Source organism: Rhizobium indigoferae (genome assembly GCF_034554815.1).
Taxonomy (GTDB): domain Bacteria; phylum Pseudomonadota; class Alphaproteobacteria; order Rhizobiales; family Rhizobiaceae; genus Rhizobium; species Rhizobium leguminosarum.
This window is the reverse complement of the sequence record NZ_CP140635.1, coordinates 1,753,507-1,779,778: the sequence shown is the minus strand read 5'-3', so window position 1 is coordinate 1,779,778 and position 26,272 is coordinate 1,753,507. Positions and strand designations below refer to the sequence as shown.

Sequence of the window (26,272 nt, the reverse complement as noted above, 5' to 3'; positions counted from 1 at the left end):
CTTCTTCTGCCCGTTTCCGAGTCACGGCCCTGGGCGAAGCCAATGTAAAGCAGTATCCTGCAAGTTGGCTCTTCGGACAAGGAAGCCTGGACACTCGCGGACCGAAAGCTACTTCCCGTCTGGGACGAAATTCCCCGCAAAACAAGGTGTCGGTCACGAATATAGGCCGGCTGGAGAGCGATCATGCAGAAGCAGTCCTCCTCGCAAACGAGGCAGTATATCGAAAAGCACAAGGCGATCCTTGAGCAACGCCGGCGCGAGCTAGAAACCCGCCTGCAAGCGATCGAGAATGATTTCGAAGAACCTCGGAATCCTGACGATGATGATCGTGCCACAGAGCGAAATAACGATGAAGTCCTGGAAGAACTCGGCGAAGCTGGACAAAAGGAGCTCCTCGCCGTCCAAGCGGCGTTGGACCGGATTGAAGCCGGAACTTTTGGCACATGTGTGAAATGCAGCAAGCCGATCGGCGAGAAGAGGCTTGACGCCGTCCCCCACACACCTTTCTGTCAGTCTTGCGCTCAGTCGTTTGAAGCCTGAGTTGCAAGGTCACCATGCTCATGAAGCACTATCTGATATCGGGCCAGCTCAGCCGGCGCGTGCGCTGATGAGTCATTCATGAGCGTCATCGCGACCGGGAGGATGCGCGTCCGACATCCCTCCGCAGCACCGTGCAAGCCCAACACGCTCAGGCGGTGCGGGAGCTTCTGTAGACCGAGACGCCAAGTTCCCTGATCTTCTTGCGCAAGGTGTTGCGGTTGAGACCGAGAAGATCGGCCGCCTTGATCTGGTTGCCGCGCGTCGCCGTCAGTGCGGCGAGAATCAGCGGATATTCCATTTCCGTCAGCACACGGTCATAGAGGCCGGGGGGCGGCAGATTGTCCCCGAAGCCTGCGAAGTAGCTGCGCATGTTCTCTTCGACGGCTTGCGCGATCGTCATCGAGCCGCTGCGGATCGGCCCCTTGTCGATCGGGCTGTCGGGCACGTCGGAGCGGAGTTCCGCATCGATGATCTCGCGGGTGATCACATCCTGCGGATAGAGCGCCATCAGACGGCGGATGAGATTTTCCAGTTCGCGGACGTTGCCCGGCCAGGCATAGGCCTTCATCAGCTCCAGGGCTTCCTGATCGAAGCGCTTGGAGCCAAGACCTTCCTTTTCGGCCTGCTGGATGAAATGGCGCACCAGGTCGGGAATATCCTCGGCGCGGTCGCGCAGCGGCGGCAGCCGTAGCGGCACGACATTGAGGCGGTAATAGAGATCCTCGCGGAACAGACCCTGGTTGATCGCCTGCTTCAGGTCCTTGTTGGTGGCGGCAACGATGCGCACGTCGGTGCGGATCGGCGTGCGGCCACCGACGGTGGTGTATTCGCCCTGCTGCAGGACGCGCAGAAGCCGTGTCTGGGCGTCCATCGGCATGTCGCCGATCTCGTCGAGGAAGAGCGTGCCGCCCTCGGCCTGCTCGAAGCGGCCGGTCGAGCGGGTCTGCGCGCCGGTGAAGGCACCCTTCTCGTGGCCGAAGAGTTCGGATTCGATCAGATCACGCGGGATCGCCGCCATGTTGATTGCGACGAACGGGCCGTTGCGGCGCTTGCCGTAATCGTGCAGCGCGCGGGCGACGAGCTCCTTGCCGGTGCCGGATTCGCCGGTGATCATCAGCGTCAGGTCCGTCTGCATCAGGCGGGCGAGCACGCGGTAGATTTCCTGCATCGCCGCCGACCGGCCGACGAGCGGCATGCCGTCCTGCATATCGTCTTCAAGCTTGGCAGGCTTGCGCTTCGGCTCGGCAAGTGCCCGGCCGATGATGCCAATCAGTTCGGTGAGGTCGAAGGGCTTCGGCAGATAATCGTAGGCGCCCTTTTCCGAGGCCTTGATGGCGGTCATGAAGGTGTTCTGGGCGCTCATGACGAGGACCGGCAGGTCGGGCCGCGCCTTCTTGATGCGCGGCAGCAGATCGAAGGCGTTCTCGTCGGGCATCACCACATCGGTGACGACCAGATCGCCCTCGCCTGCCGAAATCCAGCGCCAGAGGGTAGCGGCGTTGGAGGTGATGCGAACGTCATAGCCGGCGCGGCTCAAAGCCTGGTTGAGCACGGTCCGGATGGCCGCATCATCATCTGCAACGAGGATCGTGGCTGTCATCGAGAAGGTCCTGTCGAGCTTGCTATAGAGGCGTCCTCGAGCGAGGCGTCCTTCGACGCCGGCATGAGAACGCGGAATGTCGTGCGGCTGTTCTGGCTGTCGCATTCAATGATGCCGCCGTGATCGCCGATGATCTTGGCGACCAGCGCCAGGCCGAGGCCGCTGCCGTTCGGCTTGGTGGTGATGAAGGGATCGAAGAGGTGCGGCACCAGATCGGCGGGAACGCCGGGACCGTTGTCATGGACGCAGAATTCCAGCGGTAGCGAGATCTTCTCGCGCGTGCCGGCGACCGAAAGACGGATGCCCGGGCGATAGGCCGTCGTCAGCATGATCTCGCCGTCCGGCCGATCGCCGACCGCTTCGGCGGCGTTCTTCACCAGATTGAGGAAGACCTGGACGAGCTGATCGCGATTGGCATAAACGGCCGGCAGCGACGGGTCGTAACTTTCGGTCACTCGGATGTTGCGGGCAAAACCTGCCTTGGCGACGGCCTTCACGTGATCGAGCACGGAATGGATATTGACCGGCATGCGGTCGACGGGGCGTTCGTCGGAAAAGACTTCCATACGGTCGACCAGCGAGACAATGCGATCGGTCTCGTCGCAGATCAGCCGGGTCAGCGCCCGATCGTCATCGATCGCAGACTGCTCAAGCAGCTGGGCGGCGCCGCGTATGCCGGAGAGCGGGTTCTTGATCTCATGCGCCAGCATCGAGGCAAGGCCGGTCACCGAGCGGGCGGCGGCGCGATGTGTCAGCTGCCGGTCGATCTTGTCTGCCATCGAGCGTTCCTGAAAAACGATGACGACGGCGCCGGGCTCGCTGAGCACCGGGGCGACATAGAGATCGACGAGCTTGTCCTGGCCGAGACGGGGCGAACTCAGGTCGACGCGATATTCGTTGACCGGCGCCTTGCGCTCGCGCACCTGATCGATCAAGGCGAGCAGCGGGCTGCCAAAGGGAATGAAGGTCGAGATGCGGTAACGGGCCAGATGCGAGGCGCTGGCGCCGAAGAAGGCCTCCGCCTCCCAATTGGCGAAAACGACAAAGCCGGATTCGTCGACCATGATGACGGGGTTCTGGATGGCGTTCAGCACGGCCATGGCGACGGTCCCGCCGGCGTGATCGGACGGAGATGTCATATCCTTCGTCATGCCGCCTCCCGGCTGTCGACAATACTTGCCGCAAGCGCGTCGTAGAGGCGCGCGGCCACTTCGCGCGGGTCGCGCGAGGTCATGATCTCCGCCTTTTCAGCGCCTGACAGATCAGGCGCGAAACGCTGGAGATACCAGCCAAGGTGCTTGCGGGCGTGGCGGATCGCCACCGCTTCGCCGTAGAAATCCAGCATCATGCGGTAATGCTCGACGGCGAGCTCGGCGATCTTCAGGGATTGCGGTGGAGGCGCACCTGATATGACGCCGGCATGCCACGGCCTGCCCTGGCAGCCCCTGCCGATCATCACGGCATCGGCGCCGGAGCGGCGCAATATTTCCTGCGCGTCGCCTGCGGTTTCGACATCGCCATTGGCGATCAGCGGGATTGAGATTACGTCGCGGACGGCGCGTATCGCGTCCCAATCGGCCCGGCCTTCATAGAATTGCATGCGGGTGCGCCCGTGAATGGTCACAAGCTGGATGCCGGCGGCCTCGGCGCGGCGCGCAATGTCAGGCGCGTTGATCGAATTCTCGTCCCAGCCAAGGCGCATCTTCAGCGTTACCGGAATGTCCACGGCCTTGACCGTCGCCTCGATGAGGCCGAGCGCATGATCGGGATCGCGCATCAGCGCCGAGCCGGAATAACCGCCGATCACCTTCTTTGCCGGACAGCCCATATTGATGTCGATGATATCGGCGCCATGATCGGCGGCGATCTTGGCAGCCTCGGCCATCCAGTGCGCCTCGCGCCCGGCAAGCTGCACCATATGCGGCCGGAAGCCCGCAGCCCGCAGCCGCGACCAGGACTCGGCCGTGTCGTTGACCAGTTCGCGGCTCGCCACCATTTCGGTGACGACGAGGCCGGCACCGAAGCGCCACGCAAGCTCGCGGAAGGGCATATCTGTGACGCCGGACATCGGCGCCAGCACAACGCGGTTCCGCACGGACACGGGTCCGATTCGGAAAGGCGCTGCGAGGTCCTTGGAAATCAATTGATTATCTTTCGGGCACACAATAGAACTGCATTATTTTTAGCCATTATTCCCTAGCTTGCCAAGGGGGCTGGGATGGGAATTGATATTTTTCGGGCAGATGCTGGAAAAGGCCAAAGCAAGACGTTAGAGCACTCGGGTCAATTCCGCATATTTTAGGGGATTTATGCTGCAAATGCCTTCTAAGCAACCGATATCGGCTGGAATTGTCATCGTGGCCGCCGGCCGCGGCGAGCGCGCGGGATCCTCCACGGAGGGCCCCAAGCAGTATCGCATGATCGGCGGCAAGCCGGTTATCGTGCATACGCTTGAAAACTTCATGACATGGGAAGCAGCAAAGCAGATCGTCGTCGTCATTCATCCCGATGACGAGGCGCTGTTTGCAAGAGCCTTCCGCCACATCATCTCGGCAACGCCGATCGAAACGGTGCATGGTGGCGCCACCCGGCAGCAATCCGTGCTTGCCGGCCTCAGATACCTCAAGGACAAGCAAATCAGCCATGTGCTGATCCATGATGCCGTTCGGCCGTTCTTCGACCATGTGCTTCTGGACCGCATTGCCGAGAGCCTTGACGCCGGCGCGCAGGCGGTCCTGCCGGCAATCCCGGTCACCGATACGCTGAAACGCGCCGACAGCGCCGGCACCGTGCTGACGACGGTTTCACGCGAGCATCTCTACGCGGCGCAGACGCCGCAATCCTTCGCCTTCGAAACGATCCTCGAGGCGCATGAGAAGGCGGCGGCGAGCGGACGAAGCGATTTCACCGACGATGCCTCGATCGCCGAATGGTTGGGCATTCCGGTGACGATCGTCGAGGGCACGGCCGAAAACGTCAAGCTGACGGTCAGGAACGATATCGCCATGGCCGACGACAAGCTGTCGTCTTCGCTGCTTCCAGACGTGCGCACCGGCAACGGCTACGACGTGCACCAGCTGGTAGCCGGCGATGGCGTGACACTCTGTGGCGTGTTCATTCCGCATGATCAGAAGCTGAAAGGTCACTCGGATGCCGACGTCGCGCTGCATGCGCTGACGGACGCGCTGCTCGCCACCTGCGGCGCCGGCGATATCGGCGATCATTTCCCGCCGTCCGACCCGCAATGGAAAGGGGCGGCCTCGCGGATCTTCATCGAGCATGCCGCCCGGATCGTGCGCGAGCGCGGCGGCACGATCATGAATGCCGACGTCTCGCTGATCGCCGAGGCGCCGAAGGTCGGCCCGCATCGCGAGGCCATGCGAGCGAAACTGTCGGATTATCTTGGCATCGCTATCGAGCGTTGCTCGGTCAAGGCGACGACCAACGAGACGATCGGCTTCGTCGGCCGGCGCGAAGGCATCGCGGCGATCGCGACTGCCACCGTCGTCTATCGCGGAAGGAAATAATGAGCCTTTTTCCTCAGGATATAATTTCGATGGCGGAGGCGATCATCCGCGACTTCACGGCTGCAGGGCTGATGCTCTCGGCCGCCGAATCCTGCACCGGCGGACTGATTGCCGGGGCGCTGACGGAGATATCGGGTTCATCAGCCGTCGTCGACCGCGGCTTCGTCACCTATACGAATACCGCAAAGATGGAGATGCTCGGCGTACAGGCGGAAACGCTGCTGCGTTTCGGAGCCGTCTCCCACGAAACGGCGCAACAGATGGTGCATGGCGCCCTCTTCCGTTCGCGCGCCGAGATCGCCGTTGCCGTCACCGGTATTGCCGGCCCTGGCGGCGGATCGGCGGAAAAACCGGTCGGCCTGGTGCATCTCGCCGCCAAATCGCGCGCCGGCGCGCTCATCCATCGGAAAATGCTCTATGGCGATATCGGCCGCAGCGAGGTTCGGCTGGCGACGATCAGGACGGCGCTGGAGATGGTACGCTCGCTCCTTGCTGCCTGACGCGGGTTCGCTCGTCAAGCCGGCGTGTAGATCCTGTTTGCCCTGGTCTCGAAGGCCTCGGTGAACATGCGAAAGGCGCGGTCAAACATCGAGCCCATCAGCGCGCCGAGAATGCGGCTCTTGAACTCATAGTCGATGAAGAAATCGACGGTGCAGCCGCCAGAAGGCGTCTCGGCGAAATGCCAGCGATTGTCGAGATATTTGAACGGGCCATCGATATACTTGACCTCGATGACGTGCTCGGCCCGGTTCAACAGCACCTGCGTCGTGAAGGTCTCGCGGATCGCCTTGTAGCCGACCGTCATGTCGGCGACGAGCAGGATCTTGCCGTCGCGCTCCTTGCGGCTCCGGATGGCCAGCGCTTCGCAGAGCGGCAGGAATTCCGGATAGCGCTCGACATCGGCGACGAGGTCGAACATCTGCTCGGGCGTATGCGGGACGGAACGGTGCGTTTCGAATTGCGGCATAGGCGGCAATTAATCGGGCCGGCCGAGAAGATCAAGAAGCTCGCGCATCTGGCGGCGGGATTTTAGCTGAAGAACCGGCACGTCAGGGCCATGTGCGGCGATGCCGGCGACGAGGCGCGGCGCAAATTTCTCCTCGAAGGTCCAGATGAAGCGAAGGAATTCCAAATCGACCTTCTCGATACAGCCCGGCGCCATTTCGGGCCGAGTGCGGCCGATCCATTTCGCCCACCGGCTGATTGCGCCCCAGATGCAGAGAAGCCGCGGCATGCGGACCCAGATGACGAAATCGGAGCGCGGCAGCCGAATGTCCAGGGAGGATGGGTTCGTGCCGTCCATGATCCAACGTTCTTCGAGGATCCGGCTGGCGATGATATTTCTCTGCTCGACCCTGTCGCGCACCACCCAGCCGGGAAGCCAAAATACGTCGCGATCGAGCGAAATGTAGGAAAGCCCGAAGCGCTTGGCAATCTTCAGCGATAGCGTGGATTTGCCGCCGCCCGAGCAACCCATGCCGAGGATGCGGCGGGCTGTGCGGATATGCTCCGCAGCCTGTTTAAGATCGGTGATCTGCTGACGCGGCGGCAGGTCTACTCTCTGATCCATCATGCAACTCCCTCGAGCCAGACATGCGTTTCGCCGGCACGATCTTAAGCGCCAAGAGCGGCGAACCGGTTAGCTGCCTTGCGCGATCTTATGATGACGGTGGAATTGAAAAGCCCGTGATCGCGAAGTGCTGCCTCGATCAGAGGTGCGGCATGCCGTTCGAAATTCCAGATATAGGCAAGCGCGTCCAGCGAGAGGCGTTCAGGGCAGCCGGCAGGCAGTTCGGGGCGGTTGCGCCCAAAGAAGCGGAATGCTCTCGATAGGGCGCCGTAGAGGCATGCATATCTGGGCAGCCGAAGCCAGATGACGACGTCCGCGCGCGGCAGGCGAAGATGGAAGGAGCTGAGGCCAGTTCCATCCATGATCCAGCGTTGTCCCGCCACCGCCTCGGCTATCCGGCGGTCGATCTCGTCGCGCGGCCTCTTTCGCCAGCCCGGTAGCCAGCAGAAATCGCGGTCCATGGAGATGTAGTTGAGGTCGAGCGCTCGCGAAAGCCGCGTTGCGAGCGTGCTCTTGCCGCCGCCGGGGCAGCCGATCACCAGGATACGGTCGGCTTCGACCAGCGTCGATTTCAATCCGGAGGTGATGTTCATCGTCGGCCTCCCAAAGAAAAACCGCGGCGAAAATCGCCGCGGTTCAATCAAAAAGCAAGTACCAGATGTTACTCGGCTGCCATCAGCAGCTTCTTCTCGCGCGCCGCTCTCAGCCGGGCAAAGTCGTCGCCGGCATGGTGGGAGGAGCGGGTTAGCGGGCTGGAGGCGACCATCAGGAAGCCCTTGCTGTAGGCGACGGTCTCATAAGACTTGAACTCGTCGGGGGTGACGAAGCTTTCGACCTTGTGGTGCTTGCGCGTCGGCTGCAGGTACTGGCCGATCGTCAGGAAGTCGACATCGGCTGTGCGCAAATCATCCATCAGCTGGAGGACTTCGTTTCGCTCTTCGCCAAGACCGACCATGATGCCCGATTTGGTGAACATGGTGGGATCGAGTTCCTTCACCCGCTGCAGCAGGCGGACAGAATGGAAGTAACGGGCGCCGGGGCGAACCGTCAGATAGTTGCCGGGCACTGTTTCCATATTGTGGTTGAAGACGTCGGGCTTGGCGGCGACGACGCGTTCCAGCGCACCCGGCTTCTTCAGGAAGTCGGGCGTCAGGATCTCGATCGTCGTCATCGGCGAGGCGGCACGGATTGCCCAGATCACCTTTTCGAAGTGTTCGGCGCCGCCGTCCTCCAGGTCGTCACGGTCGACCGAGGTGATGACGACGTGGCTGAGGCCCATCTCCTTGACCGCCTTGGCGACATTCTCCGGCTCGGCCATGTCGAGCGCATTCGGCTTGCCGGTGGCGACGTTGCAGAAGGCACAGGCGCGGGTACAGATCTCGCCCATGATCATGAAGGTCGCGTGCTTCTTGTCCCAGCACTCGCCGATATTCGGGCAGCCGGCCTCCTCGCAGACGGTGACGAGCTTGTGCTCCTTCACGATCGCCCGCGTCTCGGCATAACCCTTGGAGGTCGGCGCCTTGACGCGAATCCAGTCCGGCTTGCGCATGACTTCCGTATCAGGCCGATGCGCCTTCTCGGGATGCCGCACGCGCTTGGCGTCGGGATTGATCGTATCGAGGATCGTCACCATTGCAGTTTCAGCTTTCTACCGCCCCTATGCGGCAAATCGATCGGATCTAGCGCCGCACCAGCCGCGCAAGGAATATCAACAGGCAGGCTCCGAGGAAACCCGTCACGAAATAACCGAGCCGTCCGCCGACCACCTCGACATGGAATTGCGCGAGGACGGCACTTGCGACGACCGAACCGACGATGCCGAGCACGATGTTCAGAAAAATCCCGTATCGCGCTTCCATCAGCTTGCCGGCGAGCCAGCCCGCAAGCCCACCGATGATGATTGCCGAAATCCAACCGACGCTTTCCATGCCCTGCCCTCAGTTACGCCTCAAGCGACCGCCCTTGCGATCAGAACCACGATGATGGCGCCGACGGTGGCGTGGATGATCTGCACCACCAGCGCGTTTTCAATGCCCAGCGAAATACCGAGCGCGCTGAACAGATAACCGCCGACGAAGGCGCCGATAATGCCGCTCAGCAGGCATCTTATCAGCCCGCCGCCACCGACGACCAGGCTTGCGAGGAAGCCTGCAACCAGGCCAATCAGCAAAAATACCAGCAACGCCTGCGTCTCCATAGACATGATGATTTCCTTTCGTTTTTTCCACCCTAGCGGCGTGGCTTTCCACTCCGGACATAAAGGGCAGCTTCGGAAATTCTCAAGCGTTCAGCACACGGCCGTAAGCATCGAGCACCGCTTCCTTCATCGTTTCGGACACGGTCGGATGCGGGAAGATCGTGTGCATCAGCTCTTCCTCGGTCGTTTCGAGGTTCATCGCCACGACGAAGCCCTGAATGAGCTCGGTGACTTCGGCGCCGACCATGTGGGCGCCGAGCAGTTCACCGGTCTTCTTGTCGAAGATCACCTTCACCATGCCCTGGTCTTCGCCGAGCGCGATCGCCTTGCCGTTCGCCGCGAAGGAGAAGCGGCCGACGCGGATGTCGCGGCCCAGCTCTTTGGCTTTCGCTTCGGTGATGCCGACAGAGGCGACCTGCGGATTGCAATAGGTGCAGCCCGGGACCTTGCCCTTGTCTGTGGGATGGACGTTCGGCAGGCCGGCGATCTTTTCGACGCAGACGACGCCCTCATGCTCGGCCTTGTGCGCCAGCATCGGTGGGCCGGCGACATCGCCGATCGCATAGATGCCGGCGACATTGGTCTTGCCGTAGCCGTCGATGACGACGCAGCCGCGGTCGGTCTTGACGCCGAGCGCCTCGAGACCGAGGTTTTCGATATTGCCCTGAACGCCGACGGCCGAAATCAGCCGGTCGGCAGTGATTTGCTGCACCTTGCCATCAGCCGTCTCGACATGGGCGGTAACGCTGCCGGCGCCCTTCTCGACCTTCGTGACCTTGGCGCTGGTGAAGATCTTGAGGCCGCGCTTTTCAAGCTGCTTGCGGGCGATCGCCGTTACCTCGGCATCCTCGACCGGCATGATGGTCGGCATGACTTCGACGACGGTCACATCGACGCCCATCGAGCGATAGAAGCTGGCGAATTCGATGCCGATCGCGCCTGAGCCCATGACGATCAGCGACTTCGGCAGCACATCCGGCTTCAGCGCCTCGAAATAGGTCCAGATCAGCTTACCATCCGGCTCGATGCCAGGCAGCGCGCGCGGACGGGCGCCGGTCGCGATGATGATGTGCTTGGCGGTATAGGTGCCCTCGCCGCTCTTGACGTTCTTCGGCAGCGGATGCTGCGGCTCGACAACGGGCTTCGTCGACTTGCCGACAACGATCTCGCCGGGCTTGGTGATCTTCGCTTCGCCCCAGATGATGTCGATCTTGTTTTTCTTCATCAGGAAGCCGACGCCGGCATTCAGTCGGGCGGAGACGGCGCGCGAGCGGCCGACGACGGCCTTGGCATCCGGCTTGACCGTGCCTTCGAGAACGAGGCCGAAATCCTTGAAGTGATTGGCGTGGTCGAGCACCTCGGCCGAGCGCAGCAGCGCCTTGGTCGGGATGCAGCCCCAGTTCAGGCAGATGCCGCCCATATGCTCGCGCTCGACGATCGCGGTCTTGAGGCCGAGCTGGCTGGCACGGATGGCAGCGACATAGCCGCCGGGACCCGAGCCGATGATGATGACGTCGTAGGATTCAGCCATGTGTTTCCTGCCTTTGTTATGCTGCGCTGCGGGTCATGAGCACCCACGCGTGTCTCTTGCTGTTTTCGAAGAGCGGCACGGCATCGGCGCGCGCAGCCTCCAGGAATCCGTTTCTTCCATAAAGCGACAAAGCCGCTTCGTTGTCGCTTGCGGTGATCAGGCTGACGGGCCGCCGATCGGCCCTTTCGATCTGATCGTCCAGCAGCCTGCGTCCGATGCCGATGCCGCGCAGATGGCGATAGACGCCGAGACTGCCGATGAACCAGCTTCCCACAACCGTTTTCTGCAAGGCGAGCATCGGTGCGGTTGCCGGAATCGTCGCCTCGATATCGCCTATCCCCTCACCCAGCGCATGGCCGATCGCCACACCTGCGACCTCGCCATAGGCCTCGGCAATGACGGCATCCCGCCAGCCGCCGACGGCTTCCTCCTCGCTCATCTTCAGCCGGCCCCGCTCCAGCGGCGTATCGCTCACGCCGTTTTCCACACCGGCAAACCAGAGCCAGGAGGCAAACCCGCGCGATGCGATATCCGCCAGAATCGCCAGCTCCGAGGCATCCCGCCGTGAGGCCTGCCGGACGGCGATGAAGGAGGCCATGGTCAGATCCCCAGCATCATCCGCACGATCGATTCCAGCCCGCGTCCGAGCGCACGCGTATTGTCCGCATCGAGGTGAATGCCATCGATCGGCGTGGTCTTGGCGACGGAATTGCCATCGAAGAAGCCACAACCGAGTTCGTCGGCAAGATCACGATAAAGCGTTGCAAGCTTCGCCGATTCCTCGATACCGCCGGGAAATGATGCGGCGAAGGGCACGTTGCCCGTCGCGCGGATCGCCGGCGGCGCCACGATCAGAATCTCCGGCCCATCGAATTCAAAGGGCCAGGCATGATTGCGGATCAGCCGCACGAGGCGGCTGATACCCTGGCAGGCGGCAAAGGCCGAGCCTGCCACGACCGGCTTCATATCATTGGTGCCGAGCAGAAGGATGACGAGGTCGAGCGGTGCATGCGTCTGCAGGATCGTCGGCAGGATGCGCGCACCATTGCGGTCGCAATCGGCGAGATGGTCGTCGAAAGCGGTGGTGCGACCGTTCAAGCCTTCGGCGATGACGCGCGCCTCATGGCCGAGCGCTGCCTGAAGCACGCTCGGCCAGCGATTTTTGTAATCATGACGGCCGATCGTCTCGGCGTCATAACCCCAGGTCAGCGAGTCACCATAGCAAAGAACGGTCTTGGTCATTTCCGCCTCCGCGCCGCTATCAGACAAGCATGCCCATCGGGTTCTCGATGTAGCCCTTGAAGGCCTGGAGCAACTCGGCGCCGAGCGCGCCGTCGACGCAGCGATGGTCGGTCGAGAGCGTGACGGACATCACGGTGGCAATCGTCATTTCGCCCTTCTTGACGACGACCCGCTGTTCGCCGGCGCCGACCGCGAGGATCGTCGCATGCGGCGGGTTGACGACGGCTGCGAAGTTCTTCACGCCCATCATGCCCATGTTCGAGACCGAACTGGTGCCGCCCTGATATTCCTCAGGCTTCAGCTTGCGATCCTTGGCCCGCTTGCCGAGATCGCGCATCTCGTTGGAGATTGTCGACAGGGTCTTTTCCTCGGCCTTGCGGATGATCGGGGTGATCAGGCCGCCGGGGATCGAGACGGCGACGCCGACATCGGCGTGCTTGTGCTTGACCATGTTGCTGTCGGTCCAGGAGACGTTGGCATCCGGAACGTCGCGCAGCGCCAGCGCCATGGCCTTGATGACCATGTCGTTGACCGAGAGCTTGTAGGCCGGAGCGTTGTCCTTGCGCGGAGCCGCATCGTTCAGCTGGGCGCGCAGCGCCAGCAACGCATCGAGCTCGCAATCGACGCTGACGTAGAAATGCGGGATCGTCTGCTTGGATTCGACCAGTCGCCTGGCGATCGTCTTGCGCATGCCGTCATGCGGCACGAGCTCGTAAGAGCCCGGTTCGAAGAGCTTGAGCACGGCTTCTTCGGACGCGCCCTTCGGTGCAGCGGCGGCCGGAGCCGGCGCGGCAGCCTGCGGGGCGGCAGCGGATACGGGCGCAGCAGCAGCCTTGGCGCCACCGCCGGCAACGGCGGCTTCGATGTCGCTCTTGACGACGCGGCCGTGCGGGCCGGAGCCTGCGACTGCCGAAAGGTCGATACCGGCTTCCTTGGCCAACCTGCGGGCAAGCGGCGAAGAGAAGGTGCGGCTGCCATCCGATGAAACCGAGGCCGGCGCGGCGGCGGTTACAGGTGCCGCAGCCGGAGTGGACTGGGCCGGAGCCGGTGCAGCTTCGGCCTTCGGCGCGGCTGCACCGTCTGCCTTCGGCGCTGGGGCGGCGGAACCCGCACCGCTTGCGGCAGCGGAGACATCTTCGCCATCGGCGGCGAGAACCGCGATCAACGCATTGACTTTGACGCCTTCGGTGCCGGCGGCAACGACGAGCTTGGCGACCGTGCCTTCATCGACGGCTTCGACTTCCATCGTCGCCTTGTCGGTCTCGATCTCGGCGATCACATCGCCAGACTTGACCTTGTCGCCTTCCTTGACCAACCATTTGGAAAGATTGCCTTCCTCCATGGTCGGAGAGAGGGCGGGCATCGTGATATTGATCGGCATCGAAACACCCTCCCCTTATTTGTAGCAAACAGCCTTCACCGCATCGACCACTTCGCCGACGTTCGGAAGGGCAAGCTTTTCGAGATTGGCGGCGTAAGGCATCGGAACGTCCTTGCCTGCGATCGTCAGGATCGGCGCATCGAGATAGTCGAAGGCCTGCTGCATGACGCGGGTGGCGATTTCGGTGCCGACGGAGGACTGCGGATAACCTTCCTCGACGGTGACCAGACGGCCAGTCTTCTTCACCGATTCGATGACAGTCGGCAGGTCCATCGGGCGGATGGTGCGAAGGTCGATCAGTTCGACGTCGATGCCGATCTTCTCGAGTTCGGCGACAGCCTTGGTCGCATAACTCATGCCGATGCCGAAGGAGACCACAGTGACGTCCTTGCCCGGACGATGGATGCGGGCCTTACCGATCGGCAGGACGAAATTGTCGAGCTTCGGCACGTCGAAGTGCTGGCCGTAGAGAATTTCGTTTTCGAGGAAGATGACCGGGTTCGGATCGCGGATCGCAGCCTTCAGCAGGCCTTTGGCGTCGGATGCCGTATAGGGCATGACGACCTTCAGGCCGGGAATAGCGCTGTACCAGGCTGCATAATCCTGGCTGTGCTGGGCGCCGACGCGAGCCGCAGCACCGTTCGGACCGCGGAAGACGATCGGAGCACCCATCTGGCCGCCGGACATATAGAGCGTCTTGGCGGCGGAGTTGATGATGTGGTCGATCGCCTGCATGGCGAAGTTGAAGGTCATGAATTCGACGATCGGGCGAAGGCCGGCCATTGCGGCACCGACGCCGACGCCGGCAAAGCCATGCTCGGTGATCGGCGTATCGACGACGCGGCGGGGGCCGAATTCCTGCAGCAGCCCCTGCGTGACCTTGTAAGCGCCCTGGTATTCGGCGACTTCCTCGCCCATGACGAAGACGTTTTCGTCGGCGCGCATTTCTTCGGCCATGGCGTCGCGGAGCGCTTCGCGCACGGTCGTCGACACCATTTCAGTGCCGGCCGGGATTTCGGGGTCGTTCGGAACGACAGCCTTCGGCTCGGCCGGAAGCGGCGCGGAGGCGGAACCGGTGTTGGTCGGCTTCTCTTCCTGAGCAACGGCGGGCGCTGCCGGGGCGGCGGGCTTGGCGGCGGAAATGTCCGAAGCGGATTCGCCGTCCTGCAGCAAAACGGCGATCTTGGTATTGACCTTGACGCCTTCAGTGCCGGCATCGACGAGCAGCTTGCCGATGATCCCTTCATCGACGGCTTCGACTTCCATCGTCGCCTTGTCGGTTTCGATTTCGGCAATCACGTCGCCGGAGGTGACCTTGTCACCTTCCTGCTTCAGCCATTTGGACAGTGTGCCTTCTTCCATGGTCGGAGAGAGGGCGGGCATGAGGATATCGATAGGCATGGGTTCCCTCCCCGATTAGAGCAGAATGTCGGTATAGAGCTCGGATGCATCCGGCTCCGGATCGGCCTGGGCGAAATCGGCACTGTCAGCGACGATATCGCGGACATCCTTGTCGATCGCCTTCAGATCGTCTTCGGAAGCCCAGCCCTTTTCGACGAGGCGAGCCTTGACCTGTTCGATCGGGTCATGCTCGGAGCGCATCTTCTGCACTTCGTCCTTGGAGCGATATTTCGCCGGGTCGGACATGGAGTGACCGCGATAACGATAGGTCAGCATTTCGAGAATGATCGGGCCCTTGCCGGAACGACAATGTTCGAGCGCCTCGTCGGCCGCAGCCTTGACGGCGCGGACGTCCATGCCGTCGACCTGAATGCCGGGGATGCCGAAGCCGGATCCACGAAGCGAGTAGTTCGACTGCGCAGTGGCGCGCGCGGTCGACGTCCCCATGGCGTAACGGTTGTTCTCAACGATATAGACGATCGGCAGCTTCCAGAGAGCAGCCATGTTGAAGCTCTCGTAGACCTGGCCCTGGTTGGCGGCGCCGTCGCCGAAATAGGCGATGGAGACATTGTCGTTGCCGCGGTAGCGGTTTGCGAAGGCAAGACCCGTTCCGAGCGAGACCTGGGCACCGACGATGCCATGACCGCCGTAGAAATGCTTCTCTTTCGAGAACATGTGCATCGAGCCGCCCTTGCCGTGGGAATAGCCGCTGCGACGCCCGGTCAGTTCCGCCATGACGCCGCGTGCTTCCATGCCGGTTGCCAGCATATGGCCGTGATCGCGATAGGCGGTGATGACCTGGTCGCCGTCCTTCTGCGCCATCTGCATGCCGACAACGACAGCTTCCTGACCGATGTAGAGGTGACAAAAGCCGCCGATGAAGCCCATGCCGTAAAGCTGGCCGGCCTTCTCCTCGAAGCGACGGATCAAAAGCATCTCGCGATAGGCCTTGAGCTCTTCATTGCGATCGAAGTCGGCTACAGGGCCTCCATTCGATGCTTTGGCTGCCGGTTTTGCTGCAGTTTTGCGGCTGGAAACGGTCGCGGTCTTTCGCGGCGCCATTCAACCCTCCCTATGGGTTTGTCGTTTCTTGGTGGGCGTACCATAGGGAAGAAATATGACCACAGCAATGCCATAATTGCATGGCTCGTATTCGCTGCTAAATTATTGGAAGAACTATGAAAATTCCAATTAACCTGTTTTCGGTTAATTGGAATAATGGTTGAATATGACGATCTCGTCCGCACGCGACATGTTGAGCTGATAACGCGCTTTTTCGTCCAACATATCCTTGTCGAGCGAGCCGTCACTGAGGAGCGCGACCTGATTTTCCAGATGTTCGCGCTTCGCCTTCAAGACTGCAAGCTCTTTTTCACGCGCGACACGCTGATGCTCGAACGTCTCCGTTGCGCGCAGGCCGTAATCGCCATGGATGCAATGATAACCGAAATAGGAGAGGAAGGCGACCGTCATGGCCGGAATGACGAAGCGACCGATCTTTCTCTTCTTATGATGCTTTGTCCACATACACGCATGCTCTTGAACGCATTACCAATTCGTTCAATCTAACGCGCAGAGATTAACCGTTCGTTGACTCTAAAAACCGGGCAATAAAAAACCCGCGCCGGGAAGTGAACTGACCCCCGAAAGTTGGACATCCACCTTCGGGGGTTTTGCATGTCCAATCACAGCCTGGCTTTTAAGCTTTCTGTTGTGGAGTTTTATGAGAAGGGCGAGCGTAGTGCTCGGGAGGTCGGCGCGCACTTCGCGGTAGACCATGGGACGGTTCGCAAATGGGTAGCAAGCTATGAGGCGCATGGGGTTCCAGGTCTTGCGAAGAAGTTCAGCCACTACGATGCAGCATTCAAGCTATCGGTTCTCCAGCGGATGTGGAAGGATGGGCTCTCCTACCGCCAGACGGCGGCGCTGTTCGACATCCGCAATAAGGGTTGCCTTTCGGATTGGGAGCGACGCTACGAGACTGGTGGGATTGATGCACTGACCTCACGCCGCAAAGGAGGCCCCCGATCGATGTCCGAGCCGCCGATCCCCCGGGAGCCGCAAGCTTTGCAGAGCGACGAGGCGAAGAGCCGCGAAGAACTGCTGTCGGAACTGAACTATCTGCGCATGGAGAACGACTACCTAAAAAAACTCGAGGCCTTAACGCGCAAGCAACCAGCGCTCAAAAAGCGCAAGTCGTCCAGGCGTTAAGGCCACTCTATCCGCTTGACGACGTGCTGAAGCTTTCGGGCCTTTCCCGCAGCACGTTCTACTACCGGCAAAGGATGTCGCAGCTGGCCGACAGGCATGCTGCGCTCAAGGACAGGATCAAAGCCATCTTCGAGGCTCACAAGGGCTGCTACGGCTATCGCCGGGTGACGGCGGCGATCCGCCAGCTCGGGCAGACGGTCAATCATAAGACGGTCCAGCGCCTGATGGTCGAGATGGGATTGAAATCGCTGGTACGGCCGAAGAAATACCGCTCCTACAAAGGTGACGTCGGGCGCACAGCCCCCGACCTCGTCAAACGGCAGTTCACTGCGCAGGCAGCCAATCAGAAATGGGTCACCGACGTCACCGAGTTCAAGGTCGCCGGCGAGAAGCTCTATCTCTCGCCGGTCATGGACCTCTACAATGGCGAGATCATCGCCTACGAGACGACCACAAGGCCGGTCTTCAAACTGGTGGAAAGCATGTTGAACAAAGCCTTGAGCCGGCTGGGGAGCAATGACAAGCCGATCCTGCACTCCGATCAGGGATGGCACTACCAGATGCCAGCCTATCAGCGACAGCTTCAAAAATGCGGCATCGCCCAGAGCATGTCACGCAAAGGCAATTGCCTCGACAACGCCGCCATGGAAAGCTTCTTTGCCACCCTTAAATCCGAGCTCTTTCATCCCAATCGCTTCGTCAGCATCAAAAGCCTGAAAGACGGCATCGACGACTACATCCACTACTACAATCATCAGCGCATCAAGTTGAAACTCAAAGGGCTGAGCCCTGTGCAATACAGAACTCAGCCCTTAAATCTAACCAGCCTTTAAACCGTCCAACTTATTGGGGTCAGTTCAAAGGCGCGGGTTAAACCATTGAACATCAGATCCGATCAGCCGCGAATGATCGAGCGGCCGGCATACTGAGCCTGCGGGCCGAGGCCCTCTTCGATGCGGATCAGCTGGTTGTACTTGGCAAGACGGTCGGAACGCGACAGCGAGCCGGTCTTGATCTGACCGCAGTTGGTGGCGACCGCGAGATCGGCGATGGTCGAATCTTCGGTCTCGCCGGAGCGGTGGGACATGACGGCGGTATAGGCCGCCTTGTGCGCCGTGTTGACGGCATCGAGCGTTTCCGTCAGCGAGCCGATCTGGTTGACCTTGACGAGGATCGAGTTGGCGACGCCCATGCGGATGCCGTCGCGAAGACGGGCGGAGTTGGTAACGAAGAGATCGTCGCCGACGAGCTGGGTCTTCTTGCCGGTCAGGTCGGTCAGCGTCTTCCAGCCGTCCCAATCGTCTTCGGCCATGCCGTCCTCGATCGAGATGATCGGATACTTGGCGGCGAGCTCAGCCAGATATTCGGCCATGGCGCCCGATTCCAGCGTGCGGCCTTCCCCTTCGAGAACGTATCTGCCGTCCTTGAAGAATTCGGTCGAGGCGCAGTCGAGGCCGAGGTAGATGTCCTCGCCCGGCTTGTAGCCGGCTTTCTCGACCGACTTCATGATGAAGTCGAGAGCTTCCGAAGCACTATTCAGACCCGGTGCGAAACCGCCTTCGTCGCCGACATTGGTGTTATGGCCCTGCGCGGCAAGTTCCTTGCGCAGCGTATGGAAGACTTCCGAACCCATGCGCACGGCTTCGGCGATCGAATCGGCGCCGACTGGCAGGATCATGAATTCCTGGAAATCGATCGGATTGTCGGCGTGGGCGCCGCCGTTGATGATGTTCATCATCGGCACCGGCAGCAGGCTGGCGGAAGCGCCGCCGACATAACGGTAGAGCGGCAGGCCGGACGCCTGGGCAGCAGCCTTGGCGACGGCGAGCGACACGCCGAGGATGGCGTTGGCGCCGAGGCGCGACTTGTTCGGCGTGCCGTCCAGCTCGATCATGATGTTGTCGATCTGGATCTGGTTTTCGGCGTCGATGCCGCCGATCGCGTCGAAGATCTCGGTGTTGGCGGCTTCCACCGCCTTTTCGACACCCTTGCCCAGGTAGCGCTTGCCGCCGTCGCGCAGTTCGACCGCCTCATGCGCGCCCGTCGAGGCGCCCGAGGGAACGGCCGCGCGGCCCATGCTGCCATCTTCGAGATAGACATCGACTTCGACGGTGGGGTTGCCACGGCTATCGAGAATCTCGCGGGCGATGATATCGGTGATTGCAGTCATGGGTTCTTCCTGCTCGGTGGGTGGTGATAAGTCGGTTCGAAACCTGTCTTAGTCGAAGGCGTGCAAATTACAATGCTGCAATTTCCAGCCTTCGAAAGCGTTCGGATCTCGCCTAAAGCGCGTCGCGATCTTTCAGATTCGCTTGCCACGCTTTAGGTCTTTGGCTTTCCGCATGTCATTGTCGCAAAACCGCTGCACACTTTTTCGCGACATGCCTATAGCACGATCATGTCAGGCTGTTGAACGTCAAACCTTGGCGACCGCATCGAAGGCAAGCAGCTTTTCAAGCAGCCGCGGCATGTCCTTGAGATAGACCATATTGGGGCCGTCCGAAGGTGCATTATCGGGGTCCTGGTGGGTTTCGACGAAGACGCCGGCAATACCGGCAGCCACTGCTGCGCGCGCCAGTGTTTCCACGAATTCCCGCTGACCGCCGGAGGAATCGCCCTGCCCGCCCGGCTGCGCAACGGAATGGGTCGCATCGAAGATAACGGGCGCGCCCATCGCCGCCATGATCGGCAGCGAACGCATGTCGGAAACCAGCGTATTATAACCGAAGGAGGCGCCACGCTCGCACAGCAGCACGTTCGGATTGCCGCTGGCGTTGAGCTTCTTCAGGACGTTCTTCATATCCCAGGGAGCGAGGAACTGGCCCTTCTTGACATTGACGACGCGGCCGGTCTTGGCGGCGGCGATGAGAAGGTCGGTCTGGCGGCAAAGGAAGGCCGGGATCTGCAGGACGTCGACGACCTTTGCCACCTCCGCACATTGCTCGGCGGTATGAACGTCGGTCAGGACAGGAAAGCCGAATTCCTTCTTGAGGTCAGCAAAGACCTCCATGCCCTTTTCGATCCCGATGCCGCGTTCAGCCGAAAGAGAGGTGCGGTTCGCCTTGTCGAAAGAGCTCTTGTAAACGAGGCCGATGCCGAGCTTTGCGCAAAGCTCTTTCAGCGTACCGGCAACCATGAAGGCGTGGTCGCGGCTCTCCATCTGGCAGGGACCGGCAATCAGCGACAGGCGGCCGGTATTGGAAAAGGTGACCTGGCCTTGGCCTTCGCCGATCTTGACTTCGGAATTCGTCTCAGTGCTCATCGTGTCTCCTCGAAGGCGAAGAGCGTGCCCTGCCCGGGCGCGGGCTTCACCAGAATGCGATTGTTCTTGCGCGTGTATGTCACCCCGTTAGCAGCCAAATGCGCTTCTGTCACGGCAAGATCGGCGACAATGAAGAGGATTGCCCGGCCACGCAGGCCGCGATCGGCGGATGAGCCGGCGATCTCGAAATAGGCTTCCAGCCCTTCCGGCGTCATCAGGCTGATTTTCGCGTTCGACGCAGCAATATTAACGCCAAAACCGGTTTTCTCGACTGCCGCCTGCGCCACGGCAAGGCCGACGAAGGCTCCGAATGCGGCAGCATCAGGCGCGCAGAGCGCGATCTCGGCAATGCCGGTGACGCCATTGGCATGCGTCTCCAGCGCGCCGCGGTCGGCCGGCAGCGGATTGACGCGCTCGACGCTGAAAAGGAACAGATCGGGCGCTCGCAGGTCGCCGGCAAAAGCCAGCTTGAAGCCGGCGATGCTCTCAGAACCGTCCGGCATCCTCATCGGCCGGGTGAACTGCAGCATCTCGCCGGCGCTCGATCCGTTGCCGACGAAGTTCTGATGATCGACGCCGGCATCCTTACTGCCGAAAGCAAGCCCCGAAAGCCCCTCCTCGCCGCAGCGGAAGCGGAAGGCCCGGTTGCGGGCCGTGAAAACATTGCCTTGCCGCGCTGAGGCCTCGCTCTCCTCGACACTCGCAATCCCGAGCGGCTCCAGATAGGTCTTGTCGGCAAAAAAGACGCAGGCGTTTTCCGTTCCGAAGGGATGGCGTGCATCGGCGGCAACGGTGAAGCCGAGCTTGCCAAGCCTCTCGCGCGCCAGATCGATATTGACGACGGGCAGCACCACATGATCCAGCGGGTGCGGCTTGGCGGAACGCTCGTTCATGATATCCTCTCCTGGAAACGGCAAGAGATGTGCGATGGCGCGCCCCTCAATGCAAGACATGTGTCCCAATCCGGCGAATGAAAATAAAAATCTCAACGAGTTGGCGCCAAGTTTTACGGAAATTTAGCTACTTGCGGAACACATATGGAACATATAGTGTCTGTTCTGGATTTGTTTCAATCACGAGGTCACAACGTCGATGCTCACGCGCAAACAACAGGAGCTTCTCCTTTTCATTCATGAGCGCATGAAGGAATCCGGCGTTCCGCCATCTTTCGACGAAATGAAGGATGCCCTGGACCTCGCTTCCAAGTCCGGGATTCACCGGCTGATTACGGCGCTCGAGGAACGTGGCTTCATTCGCCGCCTACCGAACCGCGCCCGCGCGCTAGAGGTTATCAAGCTTCCGGAGGCCTACAGCCCCAGCATTCAGCCCCGGCGCGGCTTTTCGCCCAGCGTCATCGAGGGCAGCCTTGGCAAGCCGCAGCCGGTCGCCACTCCTGCTCCCGCAAAACCCGTCGCCGACAACGGCAACTCGGTCTCCGTGCCGGTCATGGGCCGTATCGCCGCCGGTGTTCCGATCTCGGCGATCCAGAACAACACCCACGACATCGTCGTTCCGGCCGACATGCTCGGTTCCGGTGAACATTATGCGCTCGAGGTCAAGGGCGATTCGATGATCGACGCCGGCATCTTCGACGGCGACACCGTGATTATTCGCAACGGCAGCACCGCAAGTCCTGGTGACATCGTCGTTGCTCTCGTCGACGACGAAGAAGCGACACTCAAACGCTTCCGCCGCAAAGGCGCCTCGATCGCGCTGGAGGCGGCCAACCCGGCTTACGAGACCCGGATTTTCGGGCCGGACCGCGTCAAGGTTCAGGGCAAGCTCGTCGGCCTCATTCGCCGCTATCACTGACATCAGGCATTCTGGATTCGGCAAAACTGTTGCTGCGCCAGTCATAGGCGCGATGCAGCATCCATGGCCGCGACAATGCATCGAATGCGGTTGCGACCTCCAGGCCGGCGTCGGCGAACCGCAACTCGACGGAACCGGTCCTGCGCAGCGTTTCGCCGGTGAAGAGCGTCGCCCCTGAGCGGCAGCTGTTGAAGCGCAGGCGGACCGACGTCACGACGATATCGGCCGCGTCGCATGCCGGACCGAGATAGGCGGCATTGTCGATGACAGCAACCACGTGACCATTGCCAAGCCTTGATATGCACCAGGCCTTCTTGACGCAGGAAAAGCGGTTTGCTTCACCACCAGCTGCAGCCGCCCGCATCGCCGACCTTGCTTCGTTCTGCTGATCGCGGGAAAGCCTGACGCGGCGGTCTTCTCCCTCCGGCGGGATAGCAGGACCATCCAGATCTTCGGCGGGTGATGCGTCGGCAGGACCAGCGCTCTCTGCCTGGTCGAAGATGAAATCCGGCGGTCTTTCACGGTTGGAAGCCATGGCCCCCGCCTCGACGATTGCGACGAGACCACCATCCTCCGAAATCGCCAGATCCGGCGGCCGGGGAACCGGCAGAAGCAAGAGGACGAGCGTCGAGATCGCGATGATCGACGTGCCGATATGGCGCAGCCGGGTGCGGAGCAGCGTCAGCAGCAGAAAGCCTGCGACGGCTATCGCGAAATACCAAGCGGGCAAGCGGCCGATGCCGATGTCGCCACCCCAGCCGGACACCGTCTTTGCGATCGCGATCACCAGATCGAGGCCGAATCCGACGACCTTCCAAGGCAAAACATCCAGACCGAAAGGCATGAGCAGCATCGCCAGCAACCCGGCCGGCATGATGATGAAGGAGATGATCGGCATCGTCGCGAGGTTTGCCGGCAGGCCATAGGCAGTCAGGCGATGAAAATGCTCGATCGAAAACAGCGCGGTGGAAAAGCCGCCGATCAGCGAGGTCAGGAAGACGCCGCCGAAGAAACCCGCAACCGTAACGACGGGCCGAAACACCGGCAGCTTCAGGAAAGCGTTTTCGCGGACGCGCCGGTCCTTCCACAGCTGGTAGCCAGATACCAACGCCAATGTCGCAGCAAAGGACATCTGGAAGCTCGGACCCAAGACCTCGGACGGTGAAATGGCGAGAATGACGAGCGCCGAGAGAGCGACATTGCGCAGGCTGATCGACGGCCGGTCGAAGAAGACGGCAATCAACATGATCGCCATCATGATGAAGGCGCGTTCGGCCGAGACGGCAAAGCCGGAGATCAGGAAATAGGCCGTGACGGCGATGAGCGCGCCGGCAGCGGCGATCTTCTTGGTCGGATAGGCTTGGGCGACACCGGGAAAGAGGCTGAGCAGCATGCGGAAACCGACGAAGAAGATGCCGGCTGACAGCGCCATGTTGAGGCCGGAGATAGCGATGATATGAGCCAGACCGGACTGGCGCAGCGCCTCCGTCGTCTCATTCGAGATGGCGCGCCGCTCGTCCGTCACCAGAGCAGCGGCAAAAGCGCCGGTGTCGCCGGGCAGAATCGACCTTATGCGGTCGCCGATACCGCTGCGCAGCCGGTAGAGACCTTCGAGCAGCGCTTCCGTCGTCGATCTGGCCGCTTGCGGACCTGCCTGCAAATCGACCTTTGTCGGCGCACCGTAGCAGAAGCCGTTGGCGCCGATGCCATCGAAATAGGCACCGAAGGAGAAGTCGTTGAGCTCAGGAAGCGCTGGACCTGCTGGCGGCGTCAGCCGTGCCCTGCCGGTTATGATATCACCGATCTCGAAAGGCGCGTCCGCGCCGCGGGCGATCGCGGTTATGCGCCCCGGCGGCCGCTTCACCTCCGGCGCCTCAGTACCGGTGACGGCAAGAATATAGCGCCACCGCCCGCGACCATCGCCTTCGCGCCGCTCGACACGGCCGGTCACCGTCGTCGTCACTGATGAATCGAGGATCACGGTCGAAGCCCGTCGGCTCTCGAGTTGCGCCGAGACCACGCCGCAGGCGACAAGTGCAAGCGCCAGCAGCGTTGCCCGCAATGCCGCCCGGGCTGCGGCTGGCGATGAGAACCGCGACGGTCAGCACCAACAGGCAGAGCAGCGATGCAACGAGCGGGAAGTCCGATGCCGCTAGAAACCAGAAGGCTGAGCCGGCGCCGAGGAAGACCGGTGAGAACAGCAGCAGGCGGCCATGGTCCGCCTCTTCGCCCAGCATGCGCATGCCACCACGCAGCGATTGCGAGGCTGCTGCCGGCAGCCGGTGGCGCCACGGTGTCGCCGACTGCGTCCTTGGCGGCCGCGTCACCACGACAGGCGGAGAAAAACCGGCGGAGTCGGCAAGGCCGGCGCCTGCTTCCGGCCGCAATTCGACTGTCGTCAACTCCTGCATGTGCTGCCCAAGGTCACTCGCCCAGACAGCCAGAATGCAACCGCCAATCAAATCCGGCAAGAATAATCGATTGAAAAGTGAGGGAAAATTGAAAGAGCCAAAAGAGCAGTCGAATCATCGGCTTCCGATATGCATGCGGCTCATCGCTGCAGTGCCTAAAAGGTGATACTGCAATGCACAAAATGCCATCACGGTAACTTGGCATTAGCCTCGCGATCATATAGCTATCGGTGAGGACGCTTAACCCCTATGGCGCTTTTATGGCGCCACCGCCATTTCGGAGGATCAGCATGACGGATCAAAGCGCTACAATAAAAATCGGTGACAAATCAGTCGACCTTGCCGTTAAAAGCGGCACGATCGGACCGAGCGTCATCGATATCGGTGCCCTCTACAAGAACACGGCTTCCTTCACCTACGATCCGGGTTTCACGTCGACTGCATCCTGTGAATCGAAAATCACCTACATCGACGGCGACGAAGGTGTCCTGCTGCATCGCGGCTATCCGATCGAGCAGCTCGCCGAACATGGCGACTTTCTCGAGGTCTGCTACCTCTTGCTTTACGGCGAACTGCCGACCACCGTGCAGAAGAAGGATTTCGATTATCGCGTCACGCACCACACCATGGTGCACGAGCAGATGAGCCGCTTCTTCACCGGCTTCCGCCGCGATGCGCATCCGATGGCCGTCATGTGCGGCTGCGTCGGCGCGCTGTCGGCCTTCTACCATGACTCCACAGACATCACCGATCCGCACCAGCGCATGGTCGCCAGCCTGCGCATGATCGCCAAGATGCCGACGCTTGCCGCCATGGCCTACAAGTACCATATCGGCCAGCCCTTCGTTTACCCGAAGAACGACCTCGACTACGCCTCGAACTTCCTGCGCATGTGTTTTGCCGTGCCTTGCGAGGAATATGTGGTCAATCCGGTGCTTGCCCGCGCCATGGACCGCATCTTCATCCTGCATGCCGATCATGAGCAGAACGCCTCGACCTCGACCGTCCGTCTCGCCGGTTCGTCGGGCGCCAACCCGTTCGCCTGCATCGCCGCCGGCATCGCCTGCCTCTGGGGCCCCGCGCATGGCGGTGCCAACGAAGCAGCGCTCAACATGCTGAACGAGATCGGCTCGGTCGACCACATTCCGGAATATATCGCCCGCGCCAAGGACAAGAACGATCCGTTCCGCCTGATGGGCTTCGGTCACCGCGTCTACAAGAACTACGATCCGCGCGCCAAGATCATGCAGAAGACGACGCATGAAGTGCTCGGCGAACTCGGCATCAAGGATGATCCGTTGCTCGAAGTGGCGATGGAGCTGGAGCGCATCGCGCTCACCGACGAATATTTCATCGAAAAGAAGCTCTATCCGAACATCGACTTCTATTCCGGCATCACGCTGAAGGCGCTGGGCTTCCCCACGACCATGTTCACCGTGCTCTTCGCGCTTGCCCGCACCGTCGGCTGGATCGCGCAGTGGAACGAGATGATCGAGGATCCGGAACAGCGCATCGGCCGTCCGCGCCAGCTCTATGTCGGCGAACCGAAGCGCGATTACATCCCGGTTTCGAAGCGCTGATCGCTTT

Annotated in this window: 25 protein-coding genes and 1 pseudogene; 6 read left to right on the top strand and 20 right to left on the bottom strand. The window is 61.2% G+C overall.

Going from position 1 to position 26,272, the window contains the following annotated elements; translation table 11 throughout:
* The first annotated feature begins 183 nt into the window (after nucleotides 1-183).
* Nucleotides 184-540, top strand: coding sequence for a TraR/DksA family transcriptional regulator (locus U5G49_RS09160; protein ID WP_018241915.1), 357 nt, complete (start codon nucleotides 184-186; stop codon nucleotides 538-540).
* Between the two features lie 148 nt (nucleotides 541-688).
* Here U5G49_RS09160 and ntrC read toward each other — a convergent pair whose 3' ends face one another.
* The 3 genes from ntrC to dusB are packed head-to-tail and all read right to left on the bottom strand — an operon-like array spanning nucleotide 689 to nucleotide 4,304.
* Nucleotides 689-2,140 (bottom strand): nitrogen regulation protein NR(I), encoded by a 1,452-nt coding sequence (gene ntrC / locus U5G49_RS09155; RefSeq protein ID WP_017964172.1) that lies wholly within the window; start codon nucleotides 2,138-2,140, stop codon nucleotides 689-691.
* Nucleotides 2,137-3,291, bottom strand: coding sequence for a two-component system sensor histidine kinase NtrB (locus tag U5G49_RS09150; protein WP_018241914.1), 1,155 nt, complete (start codon nucleotides 3,289-3,291; stop codon nucleotides 2,137-2,139). Before U5G49_RS09150 ends, ntrC begins: the two co-directional genes overlap by 4 nt.
* Nucleotides 3,288-4,304, bottom strand: a complete 1,017-nt coding sequence (gene dusB, locus U5G49_RS09145) for a tRNA dihydrouridine synthase DusB (RefSeq protein WP_193442132.1) — start codon at nucleotides 4,302-4,304, stop codon at nucleotides 3,288-3,290. Before dusB ends, U5G49_RS09150 begins: the two co-directional genes overlap by 4 nt.
* Nucleotides 4,305-4,449: 145 nt before the next feature.
* On the opposite strand from dusB, the gene U5G49_RS09140 reads away from it, so the two are divergent.
* Nucleotides 4,450-5,667: a bifunctional 2-C-methyl-D-erythritol 4-phosphate cytidylyltransferase/2-C-methyl-D-erythritol 2,4-cyclodiphosphate synthase gene (locus tag U5G49_RS09140; protein ID WP_193442130.1), complete on the top strand. Its 1,218-nt coding sequence runs from the start codon at nucleotides 4,450-4,452 to the stop codon at nucleotides 5,665-5,667.
* Nucleotides 5,667-6,167 (top strand): CinA family protein, encoded by a 501-nt coding sequence (locus U5G49_RS09135; RefSeq protein WP_193442128.1) that lies wholly within the window; start codon nucleotides 5,667-5,669, stop codon nucleotides 6,165-6,167. Before U5G49_RS09140 ends, U5G49_RS09135 begins: the two co-directional genes overlap by 1 nt.
* Nucleotides 6,168-6,181: 14 nt before the next feature.
* On the opposite strand, the gene U5G49_RS09130 is transcribed toward U5G49_RS09135, so the two are convergent.
* From U5G49_RS09130 to U5G49_RS09070, 13 genes are all read right to left on the bottom strand, one after another.
* The gene (locus tag U5G49_RS09130) at nucleotides 6,182-6,634 is read right to left on the bottom strand and encodes a type II toxin-antitoxin system RatA family toxin (RefSeq protein WP_193442126.1); all 453 of its coding nucleotides are present in this window, start codon (nucleotides 6,632-6,634) and stop codon (nucleotides 6,182-6,184) included.
* Nucleotides 6,635-6,643: 9 nt separating this feature from the next.
* Nucleotides 6,644-7,240 carry a P-loop NTPase family protein gene (locus U5G49_RS09125; RefSeq protein ID WP_193442124.1) on the bottom strand — a complete coding sequence of 199 codons (597 nt, stop codon included), beginning with the start codon at nucleotides 7,238-7,240 and terminating at the stop codon, nucleotides 6,644-6,646.
* 41 nt (nucleotides 7,241-7,281) lie between these two features.
* Entirely contained in the window at nucleotides 7,282-7,830 is a 549-nt protein-coding gene (locus U5G49_RS09120; protein WP_193442122.1) for a P-loop NTPase family protein, read from the bottom strand.
* Between the two features lie 68 nt (nucleotides 7,831-7,898).
* Nucleotides 7,899-8,870 (bottom strand): lipoyl synthase, encoded by a 972-nt coding sequence (gene lipA / locus U5G49_RS09115; protein ID WP_003559117.1) that lies wholly within the window; start codon nucleotides 8,868-8,870, stop codon nucleotides 7,899-7,901.
* A 46-nt stretch (nucleotides 8,871-8,916) separates the two neighbouring features.
* Complete coding sequence (locus U5G49_RS09110) at nucleotides 8,917-9,165, bottom strand: GlsB/YeaQ/YmgE family stress response membrane protein (RefSeq protein WP_012757333.1); 249 nt, start codon at nucleotides 9,163-9,165, stop codon at nucleotides 8,917-8,919.
* Between the two features lie 20 nt (nucleotides 9,166-9,185).
* Nucleotides 9,186-9,440 (bottom strand): GlsB/YeaQ/YmgE family stress response membrane protein, encoded by a 255-nt coding sequence (locus U5G49_RS09105; RefSeq protein ID WP_003539329.1) that lies wholly within the window; start codon nucleotides 9,438-9,440, stop codon nucleotides 9,186-9,188.
* Between the two features lie 76 nt (nucleotides 9,441-9,516).
* The gene (gene lpdA / locus U5G49_RS09100) at nucleotides 9,517-10,965 is read right to left on the bottom strand and encodes a dihydrolipoyl dehydrogenase (RefSeq protein WP_028731991.1); all 1,449 of its coding nucleotides are present in this window, start codon (nucleotides 10,963-10,965) and stop codon (nucleotides 9,517-9,519) included.
* A gap of 16 nt (nucleotides 10,966-10,981) precedes the next feature.
* Nucleotides 10,982-11,563 (bottom strand): GNAT family N-acetyltransferase, encoded by a 582-nt coding sequence (locus tag U5G49_RS09095; RefSeq protein WP_193442120.1) that lies wholly within the window; start codon nucleotides 11,561-11,563, stop codon nucleotides 10,982-10,984.
* Between the two features lie 2 nt (nucleotides 11,564-11,565).
* Nucleotides 11,566-12,207: an SGNH/GDSL hydrolase family protein gene (locus U5G49_RS09090; RefSeq protein ID WP_018241905.1), complete on the bottom strand. Its 642-nt coding sequence runs from the start codon at nucleotides 12,205-12,207 to the stop codon at nucleotides 11,566-11,568.
* A gap of 19 nt (nucleotides 12,208-12,226) precedes the next feature.
* Nucleotides 12,227-13,588: a pyruvate dehydrogenase complex dihydrolipoamide acetyltransferase gene (locus tag U5G49_RS09085; protein WP_028731993.1), complete on the bottom strand. Its 1,362-nt coding sequence runs from the start codon at nucleotides 13,586-13,588 to the stop codon at nucleotides 12,227-12,229.
* A 15-nt stretch (nucleotides 13,589-13,603) separates the two neighbouring features.
* On the bottom strand, nucleotides 13,604-14,989 hold the full coding sequence (locus U5G49_RS09080; RefSeq protein ID WP_193442118.1) for a pyruvate dehydrogenase complex E1 component subunit beta: 1,386 nt from the start codon (nucleotides 14,987-14,989) through the stop codon (nucleotides 13,604-13,606).
* A 15-nt stretch (nucleotides 14,990-15,004) separates the two neighbouring features.
* A complete protein-coding gene (gene pdhA, locus U5G49_RS09075; protein ID WP_012757327.1) occupies nucleotides 15,005-16,051 on the bottom strand; it encodes a pyruvate dehydrogenase (acetyl-transferring) E1 component subunit alpha in 1,047 nt (348 codons plus the stop codon).
* A 144-nt stretch (nucleotides 16,052-16,195) separates the two neighbouring features.
* Nucleotides 16,196-16,516 carry an FtsB family cell division protein gene (locus U5G49_RS09070; RefSeq protein ID WP_018241902.1) on the bottom strand — a complete coding sequence of 107 codons (321 nt, stop codon included), beginning with the start codon at nucleotides 16,514-16,516 and terminating at the stop codon, nucleotides 16,196-16,198.
* A gap of 150 nt (nucleotides 16,517-16,666) precedes the next feature.
* On the opposite strand from U5G49_RS09070, the gene U5G49_RS09065 reads away from it, so the two are divergent.
* Nucleotides 16,667-18,033, top strand: a protein-coding gene (locus U5G49_RS09065; protein WP_370090368.1) for an IS3 family transposase whose coding sequence is annotated in 2 segments (ribosomal slippage) — nucleotides 16,667-17,144 and nucleotides 17,144-18,033 — 1,368 coding nt in all. Because the reading frame shifts where the segments join, the coding sequence is not laid out codon by codon here.
* 62 nt (nucleotides 18,034-18,095) lie between these two features.
* On the opposite strand, the gene eno is transcribed toward U5G49_RS09065, so the two are convergent.
* The 3 genes from eno to U5G49_RS09050 form a co-directional block, all read right to left on the bottom strand.
* Nucleotides 18,096-19,370 (bottom strand): phosphopyruvate hydratase, encoded by a 1,275-nt coding sequence (gene eno, locus U5G49_RS09060; protein WP_193446866.1) that lies wholly within the window; start codon nucleotides 19,368-19,370, stop codon nucleotides 18,096-18,098.
* A 246-nt stretch (nucleotides 19,371-19,616) separates the two neighbouring features.
* Nucleotides 19,617-20,462: a 3-deoxy-8-phosphooctulonate synthase gene (kdsA, locus tag U5G49_RS09055; RefSeq protein WP_193446865.1), complete on the bottom strand. Its 846-nt coding sequence runs from the start codon at nucleotides 20,460-20,462 to the stop codon at nucleotides 19,617-19,619.
* Nucleotides 20,459-21,355: a VOC family protein gene (locus tag U5G49_RS09050; RefSeq protein WP_193446864.1), complete on the bottom strand. Its 897-nt coding sequence runs from the start codon at nucleotides 21,353-21,355 to the stop codon at nucleotides 20,459-20,461. The genes kdsA and U5G49_RS09050 overlap by 4 nt, the downstream gene beginning before the upstream one ends.
* A 199-nt stretch (nucleotides 21,356-21,554) precedes the next feature.
* Between U5G49_RS09050 and lexA the strand changes: the two genes are divergently transcribed.
* A complete protein-coding gene (gene lexA / locus U5G49_RS09045) occupies nucleotides 21,555-22,274 on the top strand; it encodes a transcriptional repressor LexA (RefSeq protein WP_003539306.1) in 720 nt (239 codons plus the stop codon).
* Here lexA and U5G49_RS09040 read toward each other — a convergent pair.
* Nucleotides 22,255-24,685: pseudogene (locus U5G49_RS09040) on the bottom strand (ComEC/Rec2 family competence protein). The gene lexA and the pseudogene U5G49_RS09040 sit on opposite strands and share 20 nt — an antisense overlap.
* 290 nt (nucleotides 24,686-24,975) lie before the next feature.
* On the opposite strand from U5G49_RS09040, the gene gltA reads away from it, so the two are divergent.
* The gene (gene gltA, locus U5G49_RS09035; RefSeq protein ID WP_018241898.1) at nucleotides 24,976-26,265 is read left to right on the top strand and encodes a citrate synthase; all 1,290 of its coding nucleotides are present in this window, start codon (nucleotides 24,976-24,978) and stop codon (nucleotides 26,263-26,265) included.
* The last annotated feature ends 7 nt before the right edge of the window (nucleotides 26,266-26,272 follow it).